Source organism: Pedobacter deserti, from assembly GCF_024436415.1.
Classification (GTDB): Bacteria; Bacteroidota; Bacteroidia; order Sphingobacteriales; family Sphingobacteriaceae; genus Pedobacter; species Pedobacter faecalis.
This window is the reverse complement of the sequence record NZ_JAFMZQ010000001.1, coordinates 825,503-848,608: the sequence shown is the minus strand read 5'-3', so window position 1 is coordinate 848,608 and position 23,106 is coordinate 825,503. Positions and strand designations below refer to the sequence as shown.

Below are 23,106 nucleotides of genomic sequence, written 5' to 3'. Positions count from 1 at the left end.
AAACAAAAAGCTCTCCAAAATTAGTCCTTGCGTTTGAAGAGCGGAACCGTAGAGCAGGGTTCGCCATACATGAGGCTTTTTACTACAGGAGTTAGAAGCTTTGTGATCTCCACGTATGCTGCGACTGGAATATTGATATCGCCGCAGCCTTTTACCACAACGCGCTGACCCGCCAAAGCATTTAAGTCGACCTGTGCCAGAGCCCTGTTGAAGAGTACCGTCTCGAGCGTTTCCAGGTTCCCGAAGATGATCTCATTGGCATAAGGCTGCATTTTATTAGCCAGCAGCATATACGCCCAGGTAGGAACGATCGCATCAGCAGAACAGGTAATGGCCACATTTTTCCCCAGGTAAACACTCCAGTCATGCATCTTCACGAATTCACGAAAATCTTTCTCCCTCAGTATCAGACCGTGAAACAGGTTGTCTTTAATATCGTAAAGGACTCGCTCACCTTTATGCAGATAGTCTTCCAGATTAAAGGTAACGAGCCCGCTTGCAGCAACTTTGTTAACAATATTCTCCTGTATTTCCATGAGTCCCCAGTTTATGTACCAGACAATTACGCCAAAAAAAAGCCGGAAGTTTTTCACTTCCGGCTACAAAATTAAGTAAATAACATTAGAAGAATTTCACCCTATTGTCTTTTATATCACTTCTGTCCTGAAGCACCTGGAAGGCTAATCCCAGTGACCGCTGACCTGCCATCTGCATCATAGACTCTTTTTGCTTATAGGTGTTTGCGAGCGGTGCAGGCTTGGTGAATCCGTCTACAGCAATAGCATATACGCCTTGATCGCCTTTAATGGTTTTCGAAAGCTTTCCAGGCTGCAAACCAAACACAGTACCAACAACTCTATTTTCCTGACCAACCGCGGGAAGTACCGGGTTGGAAAATACCACATTTGTCACGGGAGCTGTGAACTTACCGAGCTTTTTGGCAACCTGATCCAGATTACCTGCGCCCGAAACAGCCTTATCCATCTTCTCAGCAAGGATTCTTGCTTTTACAGCGTTGCGTACCATCGGTTCAATATCTTTCTTTACCGATTCAAGAGGCAAGATACCCTTAGGCTTGATGTCGGTCAACCGCGCAACAACGAAAGCATTATCCATCTGGAACACCTGCTCAAGCACATCGCCTTTTTCAGCCTCGTACGCAGCACGAATCAATTGACGAGGGTTGTCTAACCCTGGCGCAAATCCTTGTGTAGGCGTTACCCGGTCAGCCACGCCAACAGTATAACCGTTCTTTTGTGCCAGCTTGCTGAAATTATCTCCGTCAACCTCATTTAAAAAACTATTCGCTTTCTTATAGGCAGCATCACGCGTCTTATTGCTTGCCAGCAGCGACTTCTCGATATAAGCGATCTTCGCTACTTTAGAAGAACCGATCTGCTTTTCTATTTTGATCAGGTGAACACCGAACTGACTGGAGACGACCTTAAGTTCGCCAACACTGCCGTTAAATACAGCGTTCTCAAACTCAGGAACCATTCTACCACGCGCAAATGTGCCTAAGTCTCCGCCCTGGTCTTTAGAGCCGTCTTCGCTATACGTAGACGCAAGATTTGCAAAACTTGCACCATTCTGGATTAACGTCTTCAGCGAGTCGGCCAATTTCTTAGCCCTGTCTACCCCGCCAAGCTTGGTCGGGTTTAGTAATATATGACTTGCTTTTACAGAATCTGGTGAAAAACGCGTATCAACCACCTTTACCAGTTTATAAGAATTACCCGACAGTTTCGGACCATAAAAACTACCTGAAGGCGAGCTAAACACTGCTGAATCAACTTCCGGATCCAGACGACCTTTCGTAAGATAGGTGTAAGGAATTTTTACGTCCGAGTTTACTGCAGAAAATAAAGAGTCGTTGGAAGTAGTTCTAAAATCAGCTGCCAGCTTCTCCACCTGACTTTTCACAGCAGCAGAATCCGCTTTAGTTGGGTTTACACTGAATGAAACATATTCAAAAGTCCTCGTCTCTGTCGGATTCTCAAAGCGCTTCTTATTCTCATCATAATATTCAGAATAATCAGATTCTGTTAACTTAACCTCCGCGTCAGGAACTGAGGTAAATTCAAGGGCCACATATTTAAAGTTAGCCTGTTTATTCCTGTTGATATATTCGTCGTTGGCTTCCAGCGTAGTTACGTATAAGGAATTACGGATCAGATTGGCGTATTTTTGCTGCAGAGCCTGTTTTTCAATTTCAGCTTCGAGCATATTCAACTGTTCTTTCATCCTAGGATCTCTTGAGCCGTCTTTGAATATTTTGATCACCTGCGTACGGTCTACCTGACCGCTCTGCGGATCTCCGAAGTACTGCATGATAAGCGGGCTGGGATTTTCTCCCTGGATAAGGTCGAATAATTCCTGAGATGAAACCGTGAGACCAATACGTTCAAACTCCTTACCTAAAAGTATAGTAGCGACTTCACCCTGCCAAACATTTTCAACAGCCATCGCTTGCATCTGGGCATTGCCTGAACCGCCATACTGCTGCTTAAACTGAGCCAGGCTTTGATCTACTTTTTGCTGAAACTGATCTATATTAATTTCTTCGCCATCAACTGAGCCTACCACTTTTTGAGATTCAGCCCAAAAAGGTTTCCCCACGCTAATTGCATCACCAACCAAAAATGCAACAATTGCAAAACCGATGGCTCCAATCAGAATATAGCCAGCGCGATTCCGCAAAAATGTCATTAATCCCATAATATGTTTATTTATAATTTTTTAAGAGGGCGCAAGATACAACTTTTGTAAAAAAACAGAAAATTATTAATTGTTACTGCGCGATGTCGTCCGGAACGTACATTTCCCCCGTTCCGTTGGCCCAGGTGATGTAGTTAAAATCCTCTGTGGCACTAAAGTTTATAGCGTTGAGCACCGTACCGTCGGGCTTGGTTACAATGCCTTTGGGCGATAGAAAAAGCTTCTTGTTCTGATCCCAGACCAGCTCTTCGGTATTGAAGGTCATTTTTTCGTTCACAACCACAACATTCCGCTTAAAGGTAGCTGTTTTCTCGAGTTCGCGCATAATGGCGTAATCGGAGGTTATGGAACCTTTTATTTTACCAAAGTCATCAATAAAATTGATCTTCACACCTTTGGGCATCTCCTGGTAACTGGCCAGGTCGGCCGGTGTAACCTTATCAAGAATGGGGGCAAAGCCCTGTGCTTTCACCTTTGCGGAGTCACTGTAAATAATTTCCACGCCCGTTGTCCGGTCGCGGTTAAGACTTATTCCTTTCGGAAGCCTGGCAGCTTTTTTCAGATCATCGTCGCCGCAGGAAGAAAGTGCCAGGGTCACACCTAGCACAATGCTATACCCGATTAAGCTCCGCCTTTCCATTACTAGTCAAACTTCCAGCGCCTGAACCAGGTATCATTCAGGGTAAATCCAATATGGAAATTAACATAGTTCTCCTGGATAAAACCGTTTGTCATATTACCACGCTTCCCTATCTCGGTGCTAAGGTTCACTTTATATAGTGCATTCCGACTAAAGGCCAGCGGCAAACCCAGACCAAAGGTAACGGCCATTTGCTTAATGTCCTGCCCGCCGGTGCGGATATACGTTTTGTCGTAAGTAACGCCCAGACGGTACTCCACATAATTGAAATAGCCGCTCAGCGCTTTTGCATCCGGAACAAACTGTCCGCCCGCCGAAAAACCCCAGCTGTCCTCCAGACCAAGGCTCTCTCCGCCTATGCTGACGTCCGACCATTTCCCCATACGGTAATCAGCCCCAAACAACCATTTATTATCGCTTTGAAAAGCAATTCCGAAATTGTGCACAAGCGGAAGCTTAAGTTTAGCCGAACCATTGTCGATCATCGACAAGGTGTCAAATGCCGCGAGGTCCTCTCCCAGTGCATTTTTAAGATACTGAGTAAGCAGGTAAGTTTTCCGGGAATTAACAGATGATGAAGACGAACCGGAATAACCAAGGGTCAAACTTTTCCTGGTACCGGTGGGAATCCTGTATTGCGCGCCATAGGAGAAAGCAATACCTCCAACACTGTTCTTATTGAATCTTCTGTTGTTTATGGCCGAAAAAGACTGGAACTCCATAGCTGCACTTTCCTGAAGGTTCCCAAACAAATATTCAAGGTTAGCGCCTACACTGAAGTTTTGCCCGATCTTTTGCCCGAAACCAATATAAGCCTTGGTCAGACCACCCTCTCCGGAATACAAATAATTGACGGTATTCGTATCCAACGTGCCCTGAACCATATATTCGTATCCAAGTTCTGAGTAGGGTTGCAACCCAAAGCTCAGCACCGATCTTTCCTGAACCAACGGAAAGGCCAATGCAAGGTGACTTAAAGTAGAGTTAAAACTCTTCTCCTGCTCGCCGGAACGTTTTAGGGTTGTAATAGATCCTGAAGCGCCGATATCTACGGTAGTCAGACCAATTCCCGTGTAGGAGGCAGGGTTCTGCATGTTAATGTTGCTGTAACCGGTAGGCTTGCCTATTGCGGTAGATATGCCACCCATGGCCCTGAACTGAGGCAGCAAAGCGCCTTTAACATTACCAACCCCAAACCGGGAGTACGGCGATTGGGTGGTAATCTGTGCGTCAGCTGAAACACCTGCAAGCAATAATACTATCGCTGCTATATAACTAATCTTTTTGTACATATTCAAATAGAATAACTTCATTTAATCCCTTTAACACCAGGTATGGATCATGTATAATTTGAGGCGCAAAGATGCTGTTTTTTAATTCTCCAAGCAAAAACTCTGCGTCACCTCCTGTGAACAGCACTTTAGTGCTGCTTCCCGACACCTTATTTCCGTTCTCAATAAAGCCCGTCAGTTCATAAACAGCCCCCTGTAAGACGCCGTTTTGGATCGCAGAACCCGTATCTCTTCCCTCGGGTATCGCTGTGCCATGCCATTCAACCAGCGGCAGCCGGCCCGTAAAATGATGCAGTGCCTTGAACCTCATGCTTAAGCCCAGACTTATACTACCTCCAAAATATTCACCTGCAGCGTTCAGTCTGTCATAAGTAATACAGCTTCCGGCGTCTATAATGAGGCAATCCATTCCCGGATAAAGATGATATGCTGCAATCACCTTTGCCCAGCGGTCGAGCCCCAATGTGGCGGAAGACTCATAGTAGTTTTGCACGCCGGCAGTCTTGGACGCAGAAAATGCTACATATTCCGTTTGGGAACGAAGCACATTTATGAGATCATGATCTTCCGATTCAGCCGCTACGCTCGATAACGACGAGTGGCTCACATTCCATTTGCTGATGATGTTGCTGAGGTGCTCTTTGAAAATCTTTTCGTGCTTTTGAAATTCAACGAGCTCCCTGTCTTTAAAAACAGCCAGTTTACTATTCGTATTGCCGATATCGATAACCAGATGATGCATCCGCACAAAGCTATCAATCTTTGACAAGTTTCAGCGTTTCAAATTGTTAAAAAAAGTTAAACGAAGAGGAAGTACTGAATCGCCAAAACCAGTGTAAGAAACAGGCTCTCGTAAAACCAGCGTTTGGTTGCATTCGCGAAATAATAGGCCAGCAAAACCGATCCTGGAGGCACACACAACAGAAAATGATACAACCTGAAATCGGGCTTGGTATAAAAACTGATCAGCGCAACAACGAACATGAAAAAAAGCATCTGGAAGGCCTTTCTGGTGCTGATAAAACTCCGGAAAAAGTTTTGCCGAAGCTGTAGGGAAGCGAGGGCCATCATCACCGAAACCGGGATAAGGACCAGATAATCGTTGTAATTAATTTGGAAGACTGACGGAAACTTATTTCCGAGAGGAAGCCATATTTTATAGAACATCGACAAGCTGTCGTTCCAGTAATAATACACGCCTACCAAAAAGAATATCGTCAGAAACCCAACCAGTCCGGATATCCACTCCCTCCAGTCGAACGACCGGTACATGAGCAGGGTAAGCCAAAGCATGCTCAGCATAACAATGAACGGGAAATAGATCAATGTACCCACGGCAATAATCATTCCTGTATCAAACATGATCATCAGCGCGCCTGCCGATTTCCCCAGTTTTAAAAACTTATCCATTACCCATATCAGCAGAAAGTTGCAGATGAGTGTCGGACTGAGGATTAAAAAGGGCATAAACAAACTCGCCGAAGTAACATACAGAAGCGCCGGCAGATATCCGGGCTTACTCAGCAAGCCATGGTTATTAACGATACGGTTAAACCAGAGCGCCTGGATATAAACCAAAAGGCCCGCCATAAAGACGTTCCCTGCCGAGGAGAAAGGATTCCGGATAGGGATTTGCACGAAAAATTTTGCATAAGGCTCAAGAAATTCAAACTGCAATACATCCGGCAAGTCGGCAAAAATTGCCATGCGCATAAAGAAGGTATATGCAAACAACAGCAACAGATTTACCGGATTTAGAGTTCTGAACTGATTAATCATCACTAAGCTTAAGCAAATTAAAGTAAATTATCTGGCAAACTGCCTGACAACCTGATCAATCACGGCTGCAGTTTCGTCAGGAAAACTGAATTGGTGCTCCTGCCTGCTTTCTATCCATGCCTTTATTTCTGGTAACCAGTTCTTGTTACTGCCCCATATCACAGGGATTCCCGCCTGCTTGAGCGCATAGGCATTGCATTGTTGCTCATACTGGAACTTCATGGGTGCAACCAGAAGTTTCTTCCCCAAAAAAAGCGCTTCTGCCGGTCCCTCAAAACCACCGCCGGTAAAAAGGCCTGTGCAGGACGCAAGGCTATGGTTAAACTGCTCATTATTGATCCGGTTCACAAGCACATTACCTTCTTCATAATTACTTACCGCATGTTTAGAGAATACTTCCCATCTTACGGAAGGTATTTGCTTTAGCAAAGGGACCAGTATGCGGTCATCAATCGCTGGCAGGTAAACGGTATAGTGTCCTTCGTCTGAAACCGGCGCATTACGAATCTCAGAACGTACCACCGGCGTATAGATAAAGTCGTCGTATTTGTCAAAATGAAAGCCAACGTAATGCGATGCCGGCGCATAGTATTTTAACACGAGCTGAGCCCAGTCGATACTTTTTGGCCTGGGCACTTTGGGCGACTGGAAGGCCGCCTGATGGCTAAGGCCCACACTCTCCACCCCCTGCTGCCGGCAGGCCCAGGCTGTGACGGGCTCAAAGTCGTTCAGGATCAGGTTATATTCTTTTAATGCGAGCTGCCGTACATCTCGGATAAACCTGCGCAGGTCCATCGTTTTCCAGGTGCTGTAATGATCTACCCCACCCTTCTTTCCAAAAACAAAACTGAAACCGTGCAACTGGTATTTTACCTGCTGCACCGGCCATACATCAGCCTGCGTGCCGCTTACAAGCAGGTCTACCTCCCCATATCTTTCCAGCAGCGGTACAATTTCACGGGCGCGACTAATATGTCCGTTTCCTGTTCCCTGTATAGCATAAAGGATTTTCAAAGCAGCCGATCTCTCCTACGCGCTTTTCTTCTTTCTTGATGTATAAATGGAGAAGCCAAAACCAGCCAGTAGAAGTATTGACCCGGCAAGTGAGATGTTTTCACCCATGTAGTAGGACACCGGTTCAAACTTAAACTCCACTTTATGGTTGCCCGCCTCAAGCTGTGCGGCCCTCAACACATAATTTGCCCGGAAGTAAGGCTTCTTAACCCCGTCAACATACATGTTCCAGCCTTTGTCATAGTAAATCTCCGAAAACACCGCAATGATATCGCGGGGAGCGGAATACGAATACACCAGGTGATCCGGGTGATAACTTTCCAACTTAATAAAAGCGGTCGGATCAGCCCCGATACCACGCTTTTCATCGATCATACCCTTAAAGCGCTGATCCACGATAGCTTCCGCCTTTGGATCAAAACTGCTGATGGCGGTCATCTCTTCGTCAGCATTTTTAACAAACTGAATACGCGGAACGATCCATGCATGTCCTGCAGCCGTAGCATTCGCCTGCATCTTTGAAGCTCCGGTCTGCGGATCCTGAGTGATCACATATTTGGTATTCAGCATATCCAGCACGTCCTGGTTGATACTTTTGCTAAACTGTTTGTCGATCAATTCCTGATAACGCTTCAATTTTACTGCATGGTACCCGCCTACAGTCTTGTGAAACTGAGATGCACTGGCATCCGAAAACGTACTTATAGTGAGATCGAGCACCCTATAGTCCGGATCTTTGTCGGCCAAAATAAACGTATCAACTTCCCTGGGCTGAAAATGATTGTCCAGATCCGACTTGTTTACGAAGTTGCTGTTGTTCAGGTAACGCTTGTCGACCTGCCACATGTCAATCAGAATGGCGAGGCCAAGCAATATGAATACAGTTTGCATAGCCATTCTCTTGTTAATGAGCGCCCAAAGCAGGCCAAACCCAATCGCAATAAATATGGCCGACCTTAGTGCGTCTGCCCGGGCAATGTCGGCACGGTCAGACACCAACGCGCCAGCGATCGACTGAGCCATTCCTGCGTTGTTATCAAGCATCTGCGTAAGCGCCTGGACCATCTGCGGGTGAAATGATGTTGTAAAGCTGAAAAAAGCGGTAGGCATAATGGCTACCAGCAAGGCAAACCCTCCGGTGATACCGGCAGCAATTCCCGCCTTTTTTGTCAGTGTCTTAGCATCGTAACCGCCTTCTTGTATTTCACGTACTGCGAAAAAGGCAAGAATAGGAACCATAAGCCCAACGACAGCAAGTATAGATTCAACCGCCCGGAATTTATTATAAAGCGGGAAATAATCGAAAAACAAATCAGACACCAATGGAAAGTTCTTACCGAAAGAAAGCAGCATAAACAATACTGTTGTAGCCACAACCCACCATTTAAAGCGGCTCTTCACGACAAACAGACCGAATACAAACAGGAAGCAAACAATAGCGCCAAAATAATACGGCCCCGAAGTGCCCGGTTTCTCGCCCCAGTACTGCTGCAGCCCGATCTGACTACCCAGTTGCTGTATTGCTCCGGTAGGATCACCGCCTACCACACTCTGCAGTGTTTTATAAGTATTGCTTTCAGGTTTTACCAGTGCGCCTGTACCGCTCGCCCCACCATAAAGATCAGGGATCAGGAATGTGAAACTTTCTGCTACGCCTTGGCTCCAGCCGTAGGCATATTCCTTAGGTACACCATTCTGCTCGTTTTCCGAAACAGAAGTCAGGTTTGCCCTGCCACGGTTCGACTCTTTACCATATTCATAGGTTGTCCAAAGCTTGCCGGCATTTACCATACAGGCCAGCAACACCGCGGCCGCCAATATGCCGATGGACTGCCAAAGAGGTTTGGTCTGCCTGGCCTTAACCGCATGGTAAATCTCTATACCAATAAAAATCAGCATGGCCATCATCAGGTAATAGCTCATCTGTATATGGCTCGCGCGAATCTGCAGCGCCATAAACAGTGCCGTTAAGCTACCGCCAAGCAAATATCTGCCCCGGAGCGTAAGCAACACCCCCGCAATGATCGGTGCAAAAAAAGCAATCGCCAAAGCCTTACCACTATGCCCAGCAGCGATAATGATAAAATTATATGAAGTGAACGCAAATGCCACCGCACCCGCGGCGGCAAGCAAGGGATGAATCCTTAAAACACAGAAAAGCAGGTACGCACCCAGCAGGTAAAGCAATACCACATCTACCGGTTCCGGGAATACGTCTTTAATAAAATCGATTACGTAGGTGGTAATATTCAGCGGGTGTTTTACCCATATCTGATAAGCAGGCATTCCTCCAAACATCTGGTTGGTCCACAGCGGCCCCTTGCCCTCTTTTTCCCTGTATTCCGTAATCTCCTTGGCCATCGCCTTGGCCTGTATGACGTCGTGCTGCGCCGGTGCCTTACCTTGCAGCACCGGGCTGAAGTACGCAAAGCAGATTACAACAAAAAACCCGATAATGGCCAGGTGGATGCCATTTGCTTTTAACCAGTTATTCATTTAAGGTTTGTTTAATATCAATCCACCCCAAACTTAGATAAAAAACTCTTCACAAAAGATGAAGATTTTATTTTATCTCTTCGTAATCTACAAAATCGCCCAGCTTGTCGGTCTTACCCGTTTTTGCGCTCGGTGGCATATAGTCGATAGAAATATCGCCTTCAGGGCGTTGCCTGTTATAGGCTTGCTGCCCCGGTTGCTGCTGCATTTTACTGAATAACCCCTTCAATACCATAGGAAAGATAAGGCGTATGATGATCCGGATGATGTAGAGTATCAGTACCGTGATCAGTATAAATTTAATTAAACCCATGTTTATTCGTTAACGCGACAAATATAGAAGTATTATCCTTTGCCAAATTTCTCCTGCATCAATTTCTCCATGGCAAACATCTCGTCCCGGAGCCGCGCAGCCAGCAGGAAGTCCATATCTTTGGCGGCCTTGCTCATTTCTTTACGCGTTTTATCGATCGACTTTTGCATTTCCGCTTTCGTCATATACTGCACGATCGGATCGGCGGCCATACTCACCTCATCTACCTCCACGTATGCCTTAGCCCTTTTTGCTTCGCCAGCCGAAAACTCCAGCACGGAGGTCTGTTCCAGGATAGCTTCCCGGCTTTTGCCGACCGTTTTTGGCACAATACCATGCTCATGGTTATAAGTGATCTGCTTTTCACGTCTGCGATTGGTTTCTTCAATGGTTTTTTCCATCGATTCTGTAATACTGTCTGCATACATGATCACCCGCCCGCGGTCGTTTCGCGCAGCCCGGCCAATGGTCTGGATCAATGATCTTTCAGACCTTAGGAAACCTTCTTTGTCGGCATCCAGAATGGCTACCAGCGATACCTCCGGCAAATCAAGCCCTTCACGCAACAGGTTAATCCCGATCAGCACATCAAACTCGCCGAGTCTAAGGCCCCGCAGAATTTCGACACGCTCCAGCGTCTTCACTTCTGAGTGAATATACCGGCAGCGAATGTTGAGCCTGTCCATATACTTGGTCAGCTCCTCAGCCATGCGCTTTGTGAGCGTTGTGACCAGCACGCGGTCGCCCATCTGGATCGTTTTGTCGATCTCGTCCAACAGATCATCCACCTGATTGATAGCCGGCCGTACATCAATCAGCGGGTCAAGCAGACCGGTAGGCCGGATCACCTGCTCAATATATACGCCGTCCGACTTCTGCAATTCATAGTCGCCGGGTGTAGCGCTCACATATATCGTTTGCGGCGCCAAACGCTCAAACTCATCAAAATTCAACGGCCGGTTGTCAAGCGCAGAGGGAAGCCGGAAGCCATATTCTACCAGCGACATCTTTCTGGAGCGGTCGCCGCCATACATCGCCCTGATCTGCGGCACTGTCACATGGCTTTCATCGATCACCATCAGGTAGTCGTCCGGAAAATAGTCCAGCAAACAGAAAGGACGCATGCCAGGAGCGCGACCGTCAAAGAACCGCGAATAATTCTCAATGCCTGAACAATACCCCAGTTCCTTCATCATTTCAATATCGAAATTAACACGCTCTTCCAGCCGCTTGGCCTCCAGCAATTGCCGGTCGCCTATCAACTGGTTCTTACGAACTTCAAGTTCCTCCTGTATACCCCAGATAGACGCATTAAAGCGATCTTTAGGCGTTACGAACAGGTTGGCCGGATACACCGCCATGTCTTCCATCTTCTCCAGGGTCTTTCCGGTTACCGGATCGATCATGGAAAGCTCCTCAATATCGTCGCCGAAGAAAGAAACCCTGTACGCCGTGTCCAGGTATGCCGGGAATATATCAACTGTATCACCCTTAACCCGGAAAGTCCCCCGCTTAAAGTCGTTGGTTGTCCGCGCATACAGAATCTCTACCAGACTATGCAGAAAGGAATTTCTTGAAATCCGCGTACCCACAGAGAATCTGAAAACAGACCTGGAGAAATCTTCCGGATTACCCATACCATAAATACAGGATATGGACGACACCACAATAACGTCCCGGCGGCCCGACATCAGCGCCGATGTCGTCCTTAGCCTTAGCTTCTCAATTTCCTCATTGATGGCGAGGTCTTTTTCGATATAGGTGTTCGTAGAAGCTATAAAGGCCTCTGGCTGATAATAATCGTAATAGGAGACGAAATAGTTGACCGCATTGTCAGGAAAGAACTGTTTAAACTCGCCGTAAAGCTGTGCGGCAAGCGTCTTGTTATGGCTAAGTATCAGCGTTGGCTTTTGGGTCTGCTCAATAACGTTGGCTATTGTGAAAGTTTTCCCCGATCCGGTAACCCCAAGAAGTGTTTGATAATGCTCGTCGGCCGTAACGCCGTTTACAAGCTGCCGGATCGCCTCCGGCTGATCGCCCATGGGTTTATAATCTGAAACAAGTTGGAATTTCATAGATATCAAAGATAAACATATATCTTTACAAATTTTTCGGCCTACTGTCATGATCAGACATATCTTCTTCGACCTGGATCACACGCTGTGGGATTTTGACCGCAATGCGCGGGAAACCCTGAGTGAACTCTATGCCAGCTATAAGTTGCACACGCTCGGGGTCGAATGCTGCGAAACTTTTATCCAAACTTACACAGAAAACAACCATAAGCTGTGGGCCGACTACCACCTAGGAAAAATCAGTAAGGATACCCTTCGTAGTCAGCGTTTTTCGCAAACTTTCATACAGCTAGGTATTCATCCCGATCAAATCCCGCCGCAATTTGAAGACGACTATGTCCGCATCACGCCCACCAAAACAAACCTGTTTGCCGGGGCAGAAAAAGTCTTGACCTACCTCAGGCAGAAATATAAACTGCATATCATTTCCAACGGGTTCAAGGAATCTACACTCATAAAACTGGAAGTGTGCCGGCTCAACCCCTATTTCGACAATATCATCATTTCGGAAGATGCGGGCGTAAACAAACCCGACAGGGCCATATTCGAATTTGCACTTCGCAATGCCGGAGCACAAAAACAGGAGTGCATCATGATAGGCGACAGCATTGAGGCGGATATAAGAGGTGCACAGGATTTCGGCATGAAGGCCATTTTTTTTAACCCGGCCAACAAAGAGACGCCGCCCGACGTGATCTGGCAGATCAACCACCTGGAAGAATTGCTGCTGCACTTTTAAATTACCATCTTTACAGCGATGAAGGTTCCGGCAATCAAAGGCTTCGACGAAGCTGCTTTTAACAAATACCTTAAGAATACCGGCTGGCTCATGATTGCCCGGGTTGCGAGCATGGGGATTAAGATCCTGGTCAGCATCGCGCTCTCGAACTATCTGCTGAAAACAAAGCTTGGTATTTACTCCTTTCCAACAGCATTTTGCACCTTTTTTATAGCTGCGGCCGCTTTAGGACTTGATGGCTTTGTTACCCGCGAACTGCTTCGCAAGCCTGAAAAGAAAGACCTGCTCCTGGGAACTGCTTTTTTCCTCAAACTGGCAGGCGGCCTTACGGTGCTTCCGCTAATCTATCTGACTTATACTTTATTAAATAATCAGGAACCTATTGCCACGCCACTAAGCTATGTGCTCACAGTAGGGCTCACCGCAGCGATACAGGCATTCAACATTATAGAGAGTTATTTCCAGTCGAGGACACAGGCAAAGTATATCATGCGGGTTCAGGTGAGTGCCAACCTGATATCGGCTGCGACCAAAATGACCTTCATCCTGCTCGGCTTAGATATTGCCTGGTTTATCGGCGCTCTGCTTTTTGATGCGGTGATACTAGCTTCAGGCTACCTGCTCAGTTACCAGAAACACGGTGGCTCGGTAAGGAAATGGACGTTCGACCGGCGCATTGCGGGTTACCTGCTGTCAAAATCCTGGCCCCTGGCCTTTTCTGCCATATTGATCTACGTATACATGCGGATAGATCAACTGATGATCGAAAGATATTTGGGCGTTGGCGCCATGGGTATTTATACCAATGTCGTGATGCTCGCGGAAGCCTGGTATTTCATACCCGTGGCCATTGTAACCTCTGTTTTTCCGGCCATCATGAACGCCAGGCGGGACGACCCGGTTCGTTACATCAGGCGGCTGCAGGACCTGTACGACCTGATGGTATGGGTTGGGCTTTCCGCTGCAATCTCAGTCTCTATATTCGCTCCCTTAATTTTCGATCTGTTGCTCAACGATGAATTTGCACCCGGCGCACCGATCTTATCGGTCCATATCTGGTCGGCCATCTTTGTATTTCTGAGCACCGCAAGCGGACAATACCTTATTGCCGAAGGCCTGGTAAAACTCACGCTGGTGAGGAACGCCCTGGGCGCCGTCGTAAACGTAGTACTGAATATCTTCTGGATCCCAAAGTATGGCATTATGGGCGCCGCCTACGCCACACTTATTGCTTACATCGTTAACAACTTTTGGATACTGCTGCTACCGAGAACGAGGCAGCAGGGTATTATGATGCTCAAATCACTGTCCCTGATTTCTCTTGTCGAAAAGCTCCGCAGATAAACTGCCCGACCGGCAACATGCTATTGCGGCATATTCATTTTTCGATTCTCGGACTTGGACTGGAAACGGCCGGGGCACGGCAAGGGGCTGGTGATTTGTTTTTAAACGCTAGCTTTTTTCATATAACCTGCTACCTTTGATTTACTAAACCATAACTGCTGATGGCATTCCTGAAACCCTTAAGAGCTAAAATCAGATCAATCGTTTATAAACCAAAGCATGCTCTGGACCTCATCCGGCTGAAATCGGTGATAAAAAACAGTCGGGGTAAACTGCAAATCATTATTGGGGCACATAATACGGACTATCCGGACTGGTATCCAACCAATATAGAAAACCTTAATCTGCTCAATGCGGAATCTTTCCGTGAGCTGTTTGGCGATAAAAAGGCGACCCGATTTCTTGCAGAACATGTTTTTGAGCATCTGACTTACGAGCAGGCGCTGGTGGCCTTAAAAAACTGTAATCGTTATCTTGAAAAGGGTGGAATAGTGCGCATAGCGGTGCCTGACGGGTTTCACCCGAACCCGGAATACGTCGATATGGTGAAACCAGGCGGATATGGAGAAGGGGCGCATGACCATAAGATCCTTTACGATTATCATAAGCTAAGTAAGGTTTTCGAGGAGACGGGGTTTAAACCCAATTTACTTGAATACTACGATGAGCAGGGCCAGTTTCACTATACGGACTGGAATGTGGAAGACGGCTTTATTTTGCGCTCGCGCCGGTTCGACAAGCGCTTTAACGAGCCCCTGGGTTATTCCTCATTAATTATTGACGGCGTCAAACTATAACGGGCAAATATGGCTATCGTAACAGACAACCTCGTCGAGGCCTACAACGATTTTTATGATGGCAGTCAGGCTGAATGGCGTATGCTCGGTGCAAAATCAAAGGCGGAGAATATCACAGACGTATGCCGCGGATTTAAGCCTGCAAAAGTACTCGAGGTAGGTGCGGGCGATGGCAGCATCCTGCACTATCTGAACGAGTGGGGCTTCGGAGAAGAGCTATACGCGCTGGAAATTGCCGATAGCGGCGTAGCAGCCATCCTGAACCGTAACCTGAACAGGTTGAAGGATGCGCGTAGTTTTGATGGTTATAACATTCCTTACGCCGACGGACAGTTCGACCTTGTGATTCTTTCACATGTGCTGGAGCACGTAGAACATGAGCGCATGCTCATCAGGGAACTTAAGCGCGTAGCCAAACACCTCCTCATTGAAGTGCCCCTGGATTATCGTTTTAACGTGGACCAGCGCATGAAGCATTTCCTGGATTACGGGCACATCAATATGTACACGCCCACGCTGATCCGCTTCCTCTTGCAGAGTGAAGGCCTGAAGATTGTGTCTGACAAAATCACACAGACGCCTGTTGCCACGACCAAATTCTGCGAATTCGAGGTACTGAAAAAACCTAAAACCCTTAGCCGTATGCTCAAGATAGAACTGGAGTACCGCATAAAAAAGCTCCTTGGAGTATTGCTTGGCAAGTGCAAGGCCGAGCAATTCGCGAATACTTATACCGTTCTAACTGAGAAATCGAACCAAAACCTGCAAATATTTTAAGCATGCAAACCTTTGCCCCTATTGCACTTTTTGTTTATAACCGCCCCAATCACACGGAACGCACACTAAAATTCCTTAAACAAAACGATCTTGCCTCCGAAAGTCGCCTTTTTGTCTTCTCGGACGGCCCTAAATCTGCTTCCGATGAAGCGAAGGTGGAGGAAGTCAGGGAACTCATAAGGAACATAGAGGGATTTAAATCCGTCGAAATTATAGAACGCAGAGAAAACCTTGGCCTGGCCAAATCCGTCATAGCCGGAGTTTCCAGGCTGGTGTCCGACTATAAGAAAGTCATTGTTTTTGAAGATGACCTGATCACTTCCCCCTATACGCTGACTTACTTTAATGAGGCCTTGCAGCGTTATCAGGATGAGGAACGCGTGATGCACATCGGTGCCTATATGTATCCGCTTCGGGACACGCCGCTGCCTGAAACTTTTTTTTACCGTGCTGCAACGAGTTGGGGCTGGGCCACATGGGAGCGGGCATGGAAACATTTTGAACCGGATGCCGATGTGCTGCTCAGGCAGTTTGACAAACCGAAAAGGCAAGCCTTTTCCGTAGAAGGCACCATGAATTTCTGGAAGCAGCTAACGGACTATAAGAGGGGGAGAAACGATTCCTGGGCTATTCGCTGGTACGCCTCCATCTTCCTGAAAAATGGTCTGACGCTTAACCCCTCACATTCTCTCGTCAACAATATTGGTCATGATGGTTCTGGCGTGCACTCTGGTATAAATGACATCTATAATGTGGTCATCAACCCAAGGCAAATCACGCAGTTTCCTTCTAAACTGGAAGAAGATACCGCCGCCTATCAGGCCATCAAAGCTTTCCTGTCCAACCGGAAAGGTTCGCTGTGGCAACGCATCAAACGCTATGTCGGCCAGCGCCTCAATCGTGGTTAAGCCGGCTTTCTTGCTTCAAGCATGATGTAGGGCGACAAAGCCCTAGAATTAAAGGGTAGCACCTTTGTAAACACCTTTCCGGCGAACCAAAGTGTCTTTTTGAGCAGCCTCACCGTAGCAGGCTTTTCCTTTTCATTTTCAAGCCAGAGGCTAAAATGCCCATAGTACCTTGATTGCACCACATCCAAACCTGCACGTTCACAGATCTGCCTGAGCAGCTGTGGATCCATGCAGTCTATATTATGTTTATCGTAATTCTCCTTGTCGAACCGCTTCTGAAACCAGCCGTTTAAAGCCCGGAAATTGGGCAAGGTGATCATCAGGGAACCGCCAGGGCGGACAAAGTCGATATGTCTTTGAATGATATCGGCAGTATCCTTAAAATGTTCGATCAGTCCGCATGACAGCACCAGGTCGTATTGCTTTTCAGGCTTATAACTGAAAAGATCGGTCTCTATAACGGCAATATCATGCACACCCAGACCATTAGCTTCCAGCAATGCCCTGGTCACGGGCTCATGAATAAAATAATCGAGCAAGGTTACGTCGAGGTTAAAATAGCGCTTCAGGAATACCGCATAATAGCCAGGGAAACCGCCCAGCTCTATAGCTGTCTGAACGTTTTGAGATTGTATCAGTGAGGCAAGCTCGCTGTGAAAAAGATAATCATCAGGGATCGGTACAGCCAGATCAGTCTTACTTTCCCAGTATTTAACCCAAAACGCCCGATCGGTCAGCAGGTTCTCCATACTATTTACCCAGGTCTTTTAAAATTTCAGAAATGGCGCGCTCCAGTTGAGGATCGCGATCCGCCAGCCTGTCTTCAAAAGTATTCTTCACGTAGATGTCGGGCGATACGCCGGTCATCTCGAGATCCTTGCCATCCAGTGTATAACAGCCCCAGGAAGGAAGGCGGTAAGACGACCCGTCTACCAATCCTTTTGCCGAGGTAAAGATGATCCAGCGATAAGTCTCCGTGCCAATAATCTTGCCTAGCTTCAGCTCCTTGAAACCAGCCGCAGTCATCTCCGCATCGCTGAGTGACTGTTCGTTAATGAGCAGCACGATGGGCTTTGCCGCAGGGGCAAAGTTACTCTGTGGCGACAGGTTTCCACCCCTGTACTTCCACTTCAGATAGGGCCGCTGCGACAGGAAGCGCAACACTTCATCGTGCACGTTCCCACCGGTATTGTACCGCAGGTCGAGGATAATGGCCTCCTTGTTATTTTCCTGGGCTACCATATCAAGCAGGAATTGCTCCAACTCTCCGGTTCCCATATTCTTCATATAGGAATATGCAATGCGGTTATTGCCCAATTGCTTCACACGCTGCCGGTTCCTGGTAATCCATTCGTCATAGAAATTTCCGCGCAGCGCGCCGCTGCTTTGTGGATGCACTTTTGCGGTGATGGTCTTACCTCCCCGCTCCAGTGTAAGGGTCATCTCCTGTTCCAAAGATGGCGTTGTAAAATACTGGTCGCGGTCTGCCGCAGGGTCTATTTTAACGCCGTTTACTGCCGTCAGAACATCACCAGCTTTTATATTTACACCTTCCCGCTGTCCGTTGCTCTTCGCGACAACGTATTTCACTTTCAGGGGGTTTTGCTCATCAAACACAATTCCGCTTTCGTTAGTCACATAATTAAGACGCTTGCCTTCTTCTGCGCCAAAACTATTGAAGCCTAAGTGAGAGGAATTCAACTCGCCCAGCATGTCGTTGAGCAGTATACGTAGATCAGTCCGACTTGTTACGTGAGATAAATATGCGGCATAACGTTGCTGCATCCTGGCCCAGTCTACCCCATGAAACTTCTCGTCATAAAAATTCTCTTCCAGTCCGGCCCATGTTTCATAAAACATTTGGTTGAACTCGCCCGCCAGGCTGCGGTTAAACTTATACCCCATATTCAAGGCGTCCATTCGGTTCATGTCGATATTATACTTGTTGATGACACCCCGGCTAAGCGCATAATATTTACCACCAGCTTCTATAATTCCCGCATACCCGTCGGCAACCTTTTCGGTCTTGTTGGCTTCAAACGGCTCCAGAATGGTACGGTATACAGCCTGCGAGCCACCCTCATGGTTGGACGTGTAAAACACATAGGTCTTATCACCTTTGGCAAATACGTCTATGGTGTACTGCCCGCCAAAACCCGGACTGATCAACTCCACCCTATCCATAATGTCTTCTGTGTTTATGGTGATGACATTGGCTGGCTTTACAGGCTTCTCCTCCTTGCTGCTTTTCTTTGCGGTGTCGGCTACCGATTTACCCTTGCTGTCTTTGTTCTTGCTATCCTTACCTTTAGTATCTTTTTTGGCAGGCTTAGGCTCAGGGGTGTCGACCTTCTTTTCTTCAAAAAGCTCATCGAATTTGTCGCTTCTATAAGGTGCATCATAATTGTTGAGCGCCATTCGATACACTTTACTGTTTTGCATGCCAAAGGGATAATTCGGCTTTGTCCGGTCGCTGGTAAAATAAATGTATTTGCCGTCGGGCGACCAAACGGGCGCGGCCTCAGTTACGCCTGTATTGGTCAGGTTTATGGTTTTGTTATTCTTGAGATGATGCACAAGAATGTCCTGCTCAAAATTGCGGAATGCCGTAAAAAGCACATATTCACCATTTGGTGAAAAAGAAGGACTGGAGTTCTGGAAAGCCCAGATTTCATCCTTCACAATCGTCCTGCTTCCCATTGACTTTAAATCAAGGAGCCTGACTTCATTCCTGCCGCTCAGATATACTGCCTGGGTACGCTCTTTATTAAACACGATGTCCCTGTTGTTGGCATTATCGGAGCTTAGCTGTTTTATGTTGCCCTTTCCATCGGCCGCAATCGTAAAAAGGTTCTGGTAACCTTTATGCGTCTGATTAAACAGCAAAGTCTTATTGTCTGAAAGCCATTTCACTTCCATAGCGCGCTCCGCAAACCTGCCATCGGTAAGCGGCCGGCTGATCTTCCGTATAAACTTACCCTCGGCATCACTCACAAACAATTCGCCCCTGGAAATAAAGGCCAGTTTTTTGCCGTCGGGCGACAAATCAAATGCTGAGATCGATCCCCGCACGTCGTACTCCTGCTCCTTGTTAAGGACATCGTTCCTGGAAATGGTCACATTTAGGAGTTCCGAACGCTTCGAAGCAACATCATATAGATAAAGTTGATAATCCTTTTCAAAAACTATTTTATTTCCTGATGCAGCAACAAAGGGGCGCTTAACAGACGAATCAAAGCGTGTTAAAGCTGTTTTCTTGCCCCCGTCAAAGGTGTAGAGGTTATATTCCTCGTTACCTTCGTCTGAAGCAAAATACACCTTACCGTTTCTGTCTACACTGGCCCAAAAATCTTTCCCGATATAGTTGGTGTATTGTTTATAAACCTTCGTCTTGGGATTATATGACTGTACGTCCGGATTATAGGCCCCCTTATAGCGTTTACGATTGGCAAAATTTCTGCTCTCCCAGGTATCGTTGAAAAACAGCTCCCCATTGGGTGCTTCAGCAATGTTATGTACCGTGTTAAAGTAATTGCTGAATAACCGGCGGGCAGTACCTCCCATCACATCCACGCGGTATCCGGCATACATATTATATCGCCCGGAAGTAAAATAAATGGTCTTCGAATCCCAACCCCAACCGTCTACCTCATCTCCTGCGTCATGATGTGTAAGCTGCCGGATGGTTCCCCCGCCTAAAGGCATAACATACACATCGTAATTGCCATATTGATCGGAGGAAAACGCCAGCCATTTTCCATCGGGCGACACCCGGGGACTGATCTCATTTCCCGGCATCGCCGTGATCCTGCTTGCCTCGCCGCCTGCTGTAGCCACTTTCCACAAATCGCCCTCATAACTAAAGATAACCGTTTGCCCGTCGGGCGTTAGCGTTGGATAAGCCGTAAAGCGGGCATCACCTTGTGCATAGACAGAAGTGCTGCAAACCATGAGCGCAGCGGCTATGCGGTAAACAAGTTTTTTCATGCGTAATTGGGGTCTGTTTGTGGTTTTTATTCTGTAAATTACCAAATATATGTATTTTTCGTCCATAATTAATTTGTCCTGTTGAAAGTCGTACACTTAAATACATATGAGGGAAATGGAGGAGCCGGAAGGGCCTGTCTGCGGCTGAATGATGCACTGAAAGCGTCCGGGGCAGACTCCAGCGTGATGGTGTACTACCAGTTTAAACCAAGCAGCAAAACGGGATCCTTCAGCAACACTGTGATTCAGAAAGCCGCCGCCATTTTTAATATCCTGTCGGAGCGTTACCTCTCTAAGGCTGTAACCAAAGCGCTTAAAACACCTTTCTCCCTCCAGTGGTTCGGACGCTCTGTGATCAAACATCCGGCACTTCAGGAAGCCGACATCATCCACCTCCACTGGGTTAATCATGGTTTCCTTTCGCCAAAGTTTATCGCACAGCTTGACGAGCTGGAAAAGCCGATTGTCTGGACTTTTCACGATAGCAATGCCTTCACCGGCGGATGCCATGTGCGGTATTCCTGTGAGCACTTTCATAAAGAATGCGGGCATTGCCCGCTGCTTAAGTCGAGCGGACCCAACGATCAGTCGCACCAGACCTGGCTGCGCAAAAAGAGGGCTTATTCTGAGCTGAACTGTCATATTATAGCGCCGAGCAACTGGATGGCGGCCTCAGTTAAAATGAGCAGTCTGATGGGTTTCCGGGAAGTCACCGTAATTCCAAACACGATAGAAACCAAGGTCTTCAAGCCTTACGTGAAGACTGAAGCCAAAAGGATACTCAGGATAAACCCTGACAAATTTGTGCTGATGAGCGGCTTTATGCCGTCGAGCGACGACAAACACAAAGGCACTCCTTATCTGCTTGCTGCGCTCAACGACCTCGCTTCCCGCCCGGGGGTCGACAAGGAGCGTATTGAGTTGATCGTTTTTGGAAATAAGCCGAACACGGAGATGCCGGATTTCCCGTTTAAAACTACTTTTCTCGGCACTATCAGCAACGACGAGCACCTGGCAAAATGTTATTCCGCAGCCGATGTATTTGTTACCCCCTCCCTGGAAGATAATCTTCCCAATACTGTGATGGAAAGCCTGGCTTGCGCAACACCGGTGGTTGCTTTCAAAACCGGGGGCATACCCGACATGGTGAAGCACCTTTTGAACGGCTACCTGGCTGAATATGAGTCGGCAGCCGACCTTGCTACCGGGATGGAATGGCTTTATCATGAAGAACATGCGGCCGAGATCCAAAAGGAGGCCAGAAAAACCATTTTATCACAATTCTCTGAAGAAGTTATTGCGCAAAAACACTTATTATTGTATCAGTCACTGATTGATTTACAACCGCGCTAACTTTAAAAAACTGCATGCTGCCCAAGCTAAGTGTTATCACCATCGTATACAATAATGTAAAGGATATTGAGCGCACCATGCTTTCAGTACTTCGTCAAACCTACAGAAACATCGAATATATTGTCATCGACGGAGCGTCGACCGATGGTACCCGGGAAATCATCGGCAAGTACCAGTCGCAGCTTGCCGGGTTTTTATCTGAACCAGACGGGGGGATTTATGATGCCATGAACAAAGGGCTTGCGCTGGCTACGGGCGATTATGTTTTATTCATGAACTCCGGAGATGAAATTTATGCGCCTGTAACTGTGGCTGAAGTTTTCGACAGTTCCGATTCGGCAGATATTTATTATGGGGAAACAGAGATGTATGACGCCGAATGGAAGAGCCTGGGACAGCGGCGACACTGCGCTCCCGAGGTGTTCAACTGGCGCAGCTTCCGGTATGGGATGACGGTAAGCCATCAGGCGATTTACATCAGACGAAGCATTACCACGCCTTTCGATCTCCGTTACAAGTATAGCGCCGATATTGACTGGATCATCAAAGCTGCCAAGCGCGCTTCGAGCATCGTTAACACCCGGATGTATGTTGCCAAATATCTTGTAGGCGGTATATCGAAAAAAAAACACCTGGCCAGTTTGAAAGAACGCTTCCACATCCTTTCGAAATACTACGGACTCATCCCCAACGTCATTAACCATGTATTTATAGCGGTGAACTTGCTCAGTTATTATATCCGGCACCGGCGTACCAACGACTAATCCGCTGGCTGAACTAGCCGGTCAAATAAAAAAATGACAAACAATCTTCCGGCCTATCTGTCCTATATTCCATGATGGGCGCAGGGGCATGCGCCTCTATTGATCATCAA

At 47.2% G+C, this 23,106-nt stretch carries 19 protein-coding genes; 7 read left to right on the top strand and 12 right to left on the bottom strand.

The genetic code is table 11. The features are described from left to right. Nucleotides 1-20: 20 nt before the first annotated feature. The 10 genes from J3P40_RS03950 to uvrB form a co-directional block, all read right to left on the bottom strand. On the bottom strand, nucleotides 21-536 hold the full coding sequence (locus J3P40_RS03950) for a DUF2480 family protein (RefSeq protein WP_256003155.1): 516 nt from the start codon (nucleotides 534-536) through the stop codon (nucleotides 21-23). Between the two features lie 85 nt (nucleotides 537-621). Then, nucleotides 622-2,718, bottom strand: a complete 2,097-nt coding sequence (locus J3P40_RS03945) for a peptidylprolyl isomerase (RefSeq protein WP_256003154.1) — start codon at nucleotides 2,716-2,718, stop codon at nucleotides 622-624. A gap of 73 nt (nucleotides 2,719-2,791) precedes the next feature. Continuing rightward, nucleotides 2,792-3,358, bottom strand: a complete 567-nt coding sequence (locus J3P40_RS03940; protein WP_256003153.1) for an LptA/OstA family protein — start codon at nucleotides 3,356-3,358, stop codon at nucleotides 2,792-2,794. A 2-nt stretch (nucleotides 3,359-3,360) separates the two neighbouring features. Further along, entirely contained in the window at nucleotides 3,361-4,650 is a 1,290-nt protein-coding gene (gene bamG / locus J3P40_RS03935) for a BamG family beta-barrel-assembly machinery protein (RefSeq protein ID WP_256003152.1), read from the bottom strand. Then, the gene (locus J3P40_RS03930; protein ID WP_256003151.1) at nucleotides 4,634-5,419 is read right to left on the bottom strand and encodes a type III pantothenate kinase; all 786 of its coding nucleotides are present in this window, start codon (nucleotides 5,417-5,419) and stop codon (nucleotides 4,634-4,636) included. Before J3P40_RS03930 ends, bamG begins: the two co-directional genes overlap by 17 nt. 29 nt (nucleotides 5,420-5,448) lie before the next feature. Further along, a complete protein-coding gene (locus J3P40_RS03925; RefSeq protein ID WP_256003150.1) occupies nucleotides 5,449-6,429 on the bottom strand; it encodes a DUF6427 family protein in 981 nt (326 codons plus the stop codon). 27 nt (nucleotides 6,430-6,456) lie between these two features. Beyond that, complete coding sequence (locus J3P40_RS03920) at nucleotides 6,457-7,443, bottom strand: glycosyltransferase family protein (RefSeq protein ID WP_256003148.1); 987 nt, start codon at nucleotides 7,441-7,443, stop codon at nucleotides 6,457-6,459. A 15-nt stretch (nucleotides 7,444-7,458) separates the two neighbouring features. After that, nucleotides 7,459-9,939 (bottom strand): YfhO family protein, encoded by a 2,481-nt coding sequence (locus J3P40_RS03915; protein WP_256003145.1) that lies wholly within the window; start codon nucleotides 9,937-9,939, stop codon nucleotides 7,459-7,461. A 67-nt stretch (nucleotides 9,940-10,006) separates the two neighbouring features. Then, nucleotides 10,007-10,252, bottom strand: coding sequence for a DUF4834 family protein (locus J3P40_RS03910; RefSeq protein ID WP_256003142.1), 246 nt, complete (start codon nucleotides 10,250-10,252; stop codon nucleotides 10,007-10,009). 32 nt (nucleotides 10,253-10,284) lie between these two features. Then, nucleotides 10,285-12,327: an excinuclease ABC subunit UvrB gene (gene uvrB, locus J3P40_RS03905; protein ID WP_305120503.1), complete on the bottom strand. Its 2,043-nt coding sequence runs from the start codon at nucleotides 12,325-12,327 to the stop codon at nucleotides 10,285-10,287. A 49-nt stretch (nucleotides 12,328-12,376) separates the two neighbouring features. On the opposite strand from uvrB, the gene J3P40_RS03900 reads away from it, so the two are divergent. The 5 genes from J3P40_RS03900 to J3P40_RS03880 all read left to right on the top strand — a co-directional run bounded on the left by J3P40_RS03900 (nucleotide 12,377) and on the right by J3P40_RS03880 (nucleotide 16,892). After that, complete coding sequence (locus J3P40_RS03900) at nucleotides 12,377-13,066, top strand: YjjG family noncanonical pyrimidine nucleotidase (RefSeq protein ID WP_256003141.1); 690 nt, start codon at nucleotides 12,377-12,379, stop codon at nucleotides 13,064-13,066. A gap of 18 nt (nucleotides 13,067-13,084) precedes the next feature. Next, nucleotides 13,085-14,410, top strand: a complete 1,326-nt coding sequence (locus J3P40_RS03895; RefSeq protein ID WP_256003140.1) for a flippase — start codon at nucleotides 13,085-13,087, stop codon at nucleotides 14,408-14,410. A gap of 161 nt (nucleotides 14,411-14,571) precedes the next feature. Beyond that, nucleotides 14,572-15,207 (top strand): class I SAM-dependent methyltransferase, encoded by a 636-nt coding sequence (locus J3P40_RS03890; RefSeq protein WP_256003139.1) that lies wholly within the window; start codon nucleotides 14,572-14,574, stop codon nucleotides 15,205-15,207. A 9-nt stretch (nucleotides 15,208-15,216) separates the two neighbouring features. Continuing rightward, nucleotides 15,217-15,984: a class I SAM-dependent methyltransferase gene (locus J3P40_RS03885; protein WP_256003138.1), complete on the top strand. Its 768-nt coding sequence runs from the start codon at nucleotides 15,217-15,219 to the stop codon at nucleotides 15,982-15,984. A gap of 2 nt (nucleotides 15,985-15,986) precedes the next feature. Next, entirely contained in the window at nucleotides 15,987-16,892 is a 906-nt protein-coding gene (locus J3P40_RS03880; RefSeq protein WP_256003136.1) for a glycosyltransferase, read from the top strand. On the opposite strand, the gene J3P40_RS03875 is transcribed toward J3P40_RS03880, so the two are convergent. Beyond that, nucleotides 16,889-17,641, bottom strand: coding sequence for a class I SAM-dependent methyltransferase (locus J3P40_RS03875; protein WP_256003133.1), 753 nt, complete (start codon nucleotides 17,639-17,641; stop codon nucleotides 16,889-16,891). The two genes, J3P40_RS03880 and J3P40_RS03875, sit on opposite strands and share 4 nt — an antisense overlap. Nucleotide 17,642: 1 nt before the next feature. After that, nucleotides 17,643-20,879, bottom strand: a complete 3,237-nt coding sequence (locus tag J3P40_RS03870) for a S41 family peptidase (RefSeq protein ID WP_256003131.1) — start codon at nucleotides 20,877-20,879, stop codon at nucleotides 17,643-17,645. Nucleotides 20,880-20,960: 81 nt separating this feature from the next. On the opposite strand from J3P40_RS03870, the gene J3P40_RS03865 reads away from it, so the two are divergent. Then, entirely contained in the window at nucleotides 20,961-22,232 is a 1,272-nt protein-coding gene (locus tag J3P40_RS03865) for a glycosyltransferase (protein ID WP_256003128.1), read from the top strand. A gap of 14 nt (nucleotides 22,233-22,246) precedes the next feature. Next, on the top strand, nucleotides 22,247-22,996 hold the full coding sequence (locus J3P40_RS03860; protein WP_256003125.1) for a glycosyltransferase family 2 protein: 750 nt from the start codon (nucleotides 22,247-22,249) through the stop codon (nucleotides 22,994-22,996). The last annotated feature ends 110 nt before the right edge of the window (nucleotides 22,997-23,106 follow it).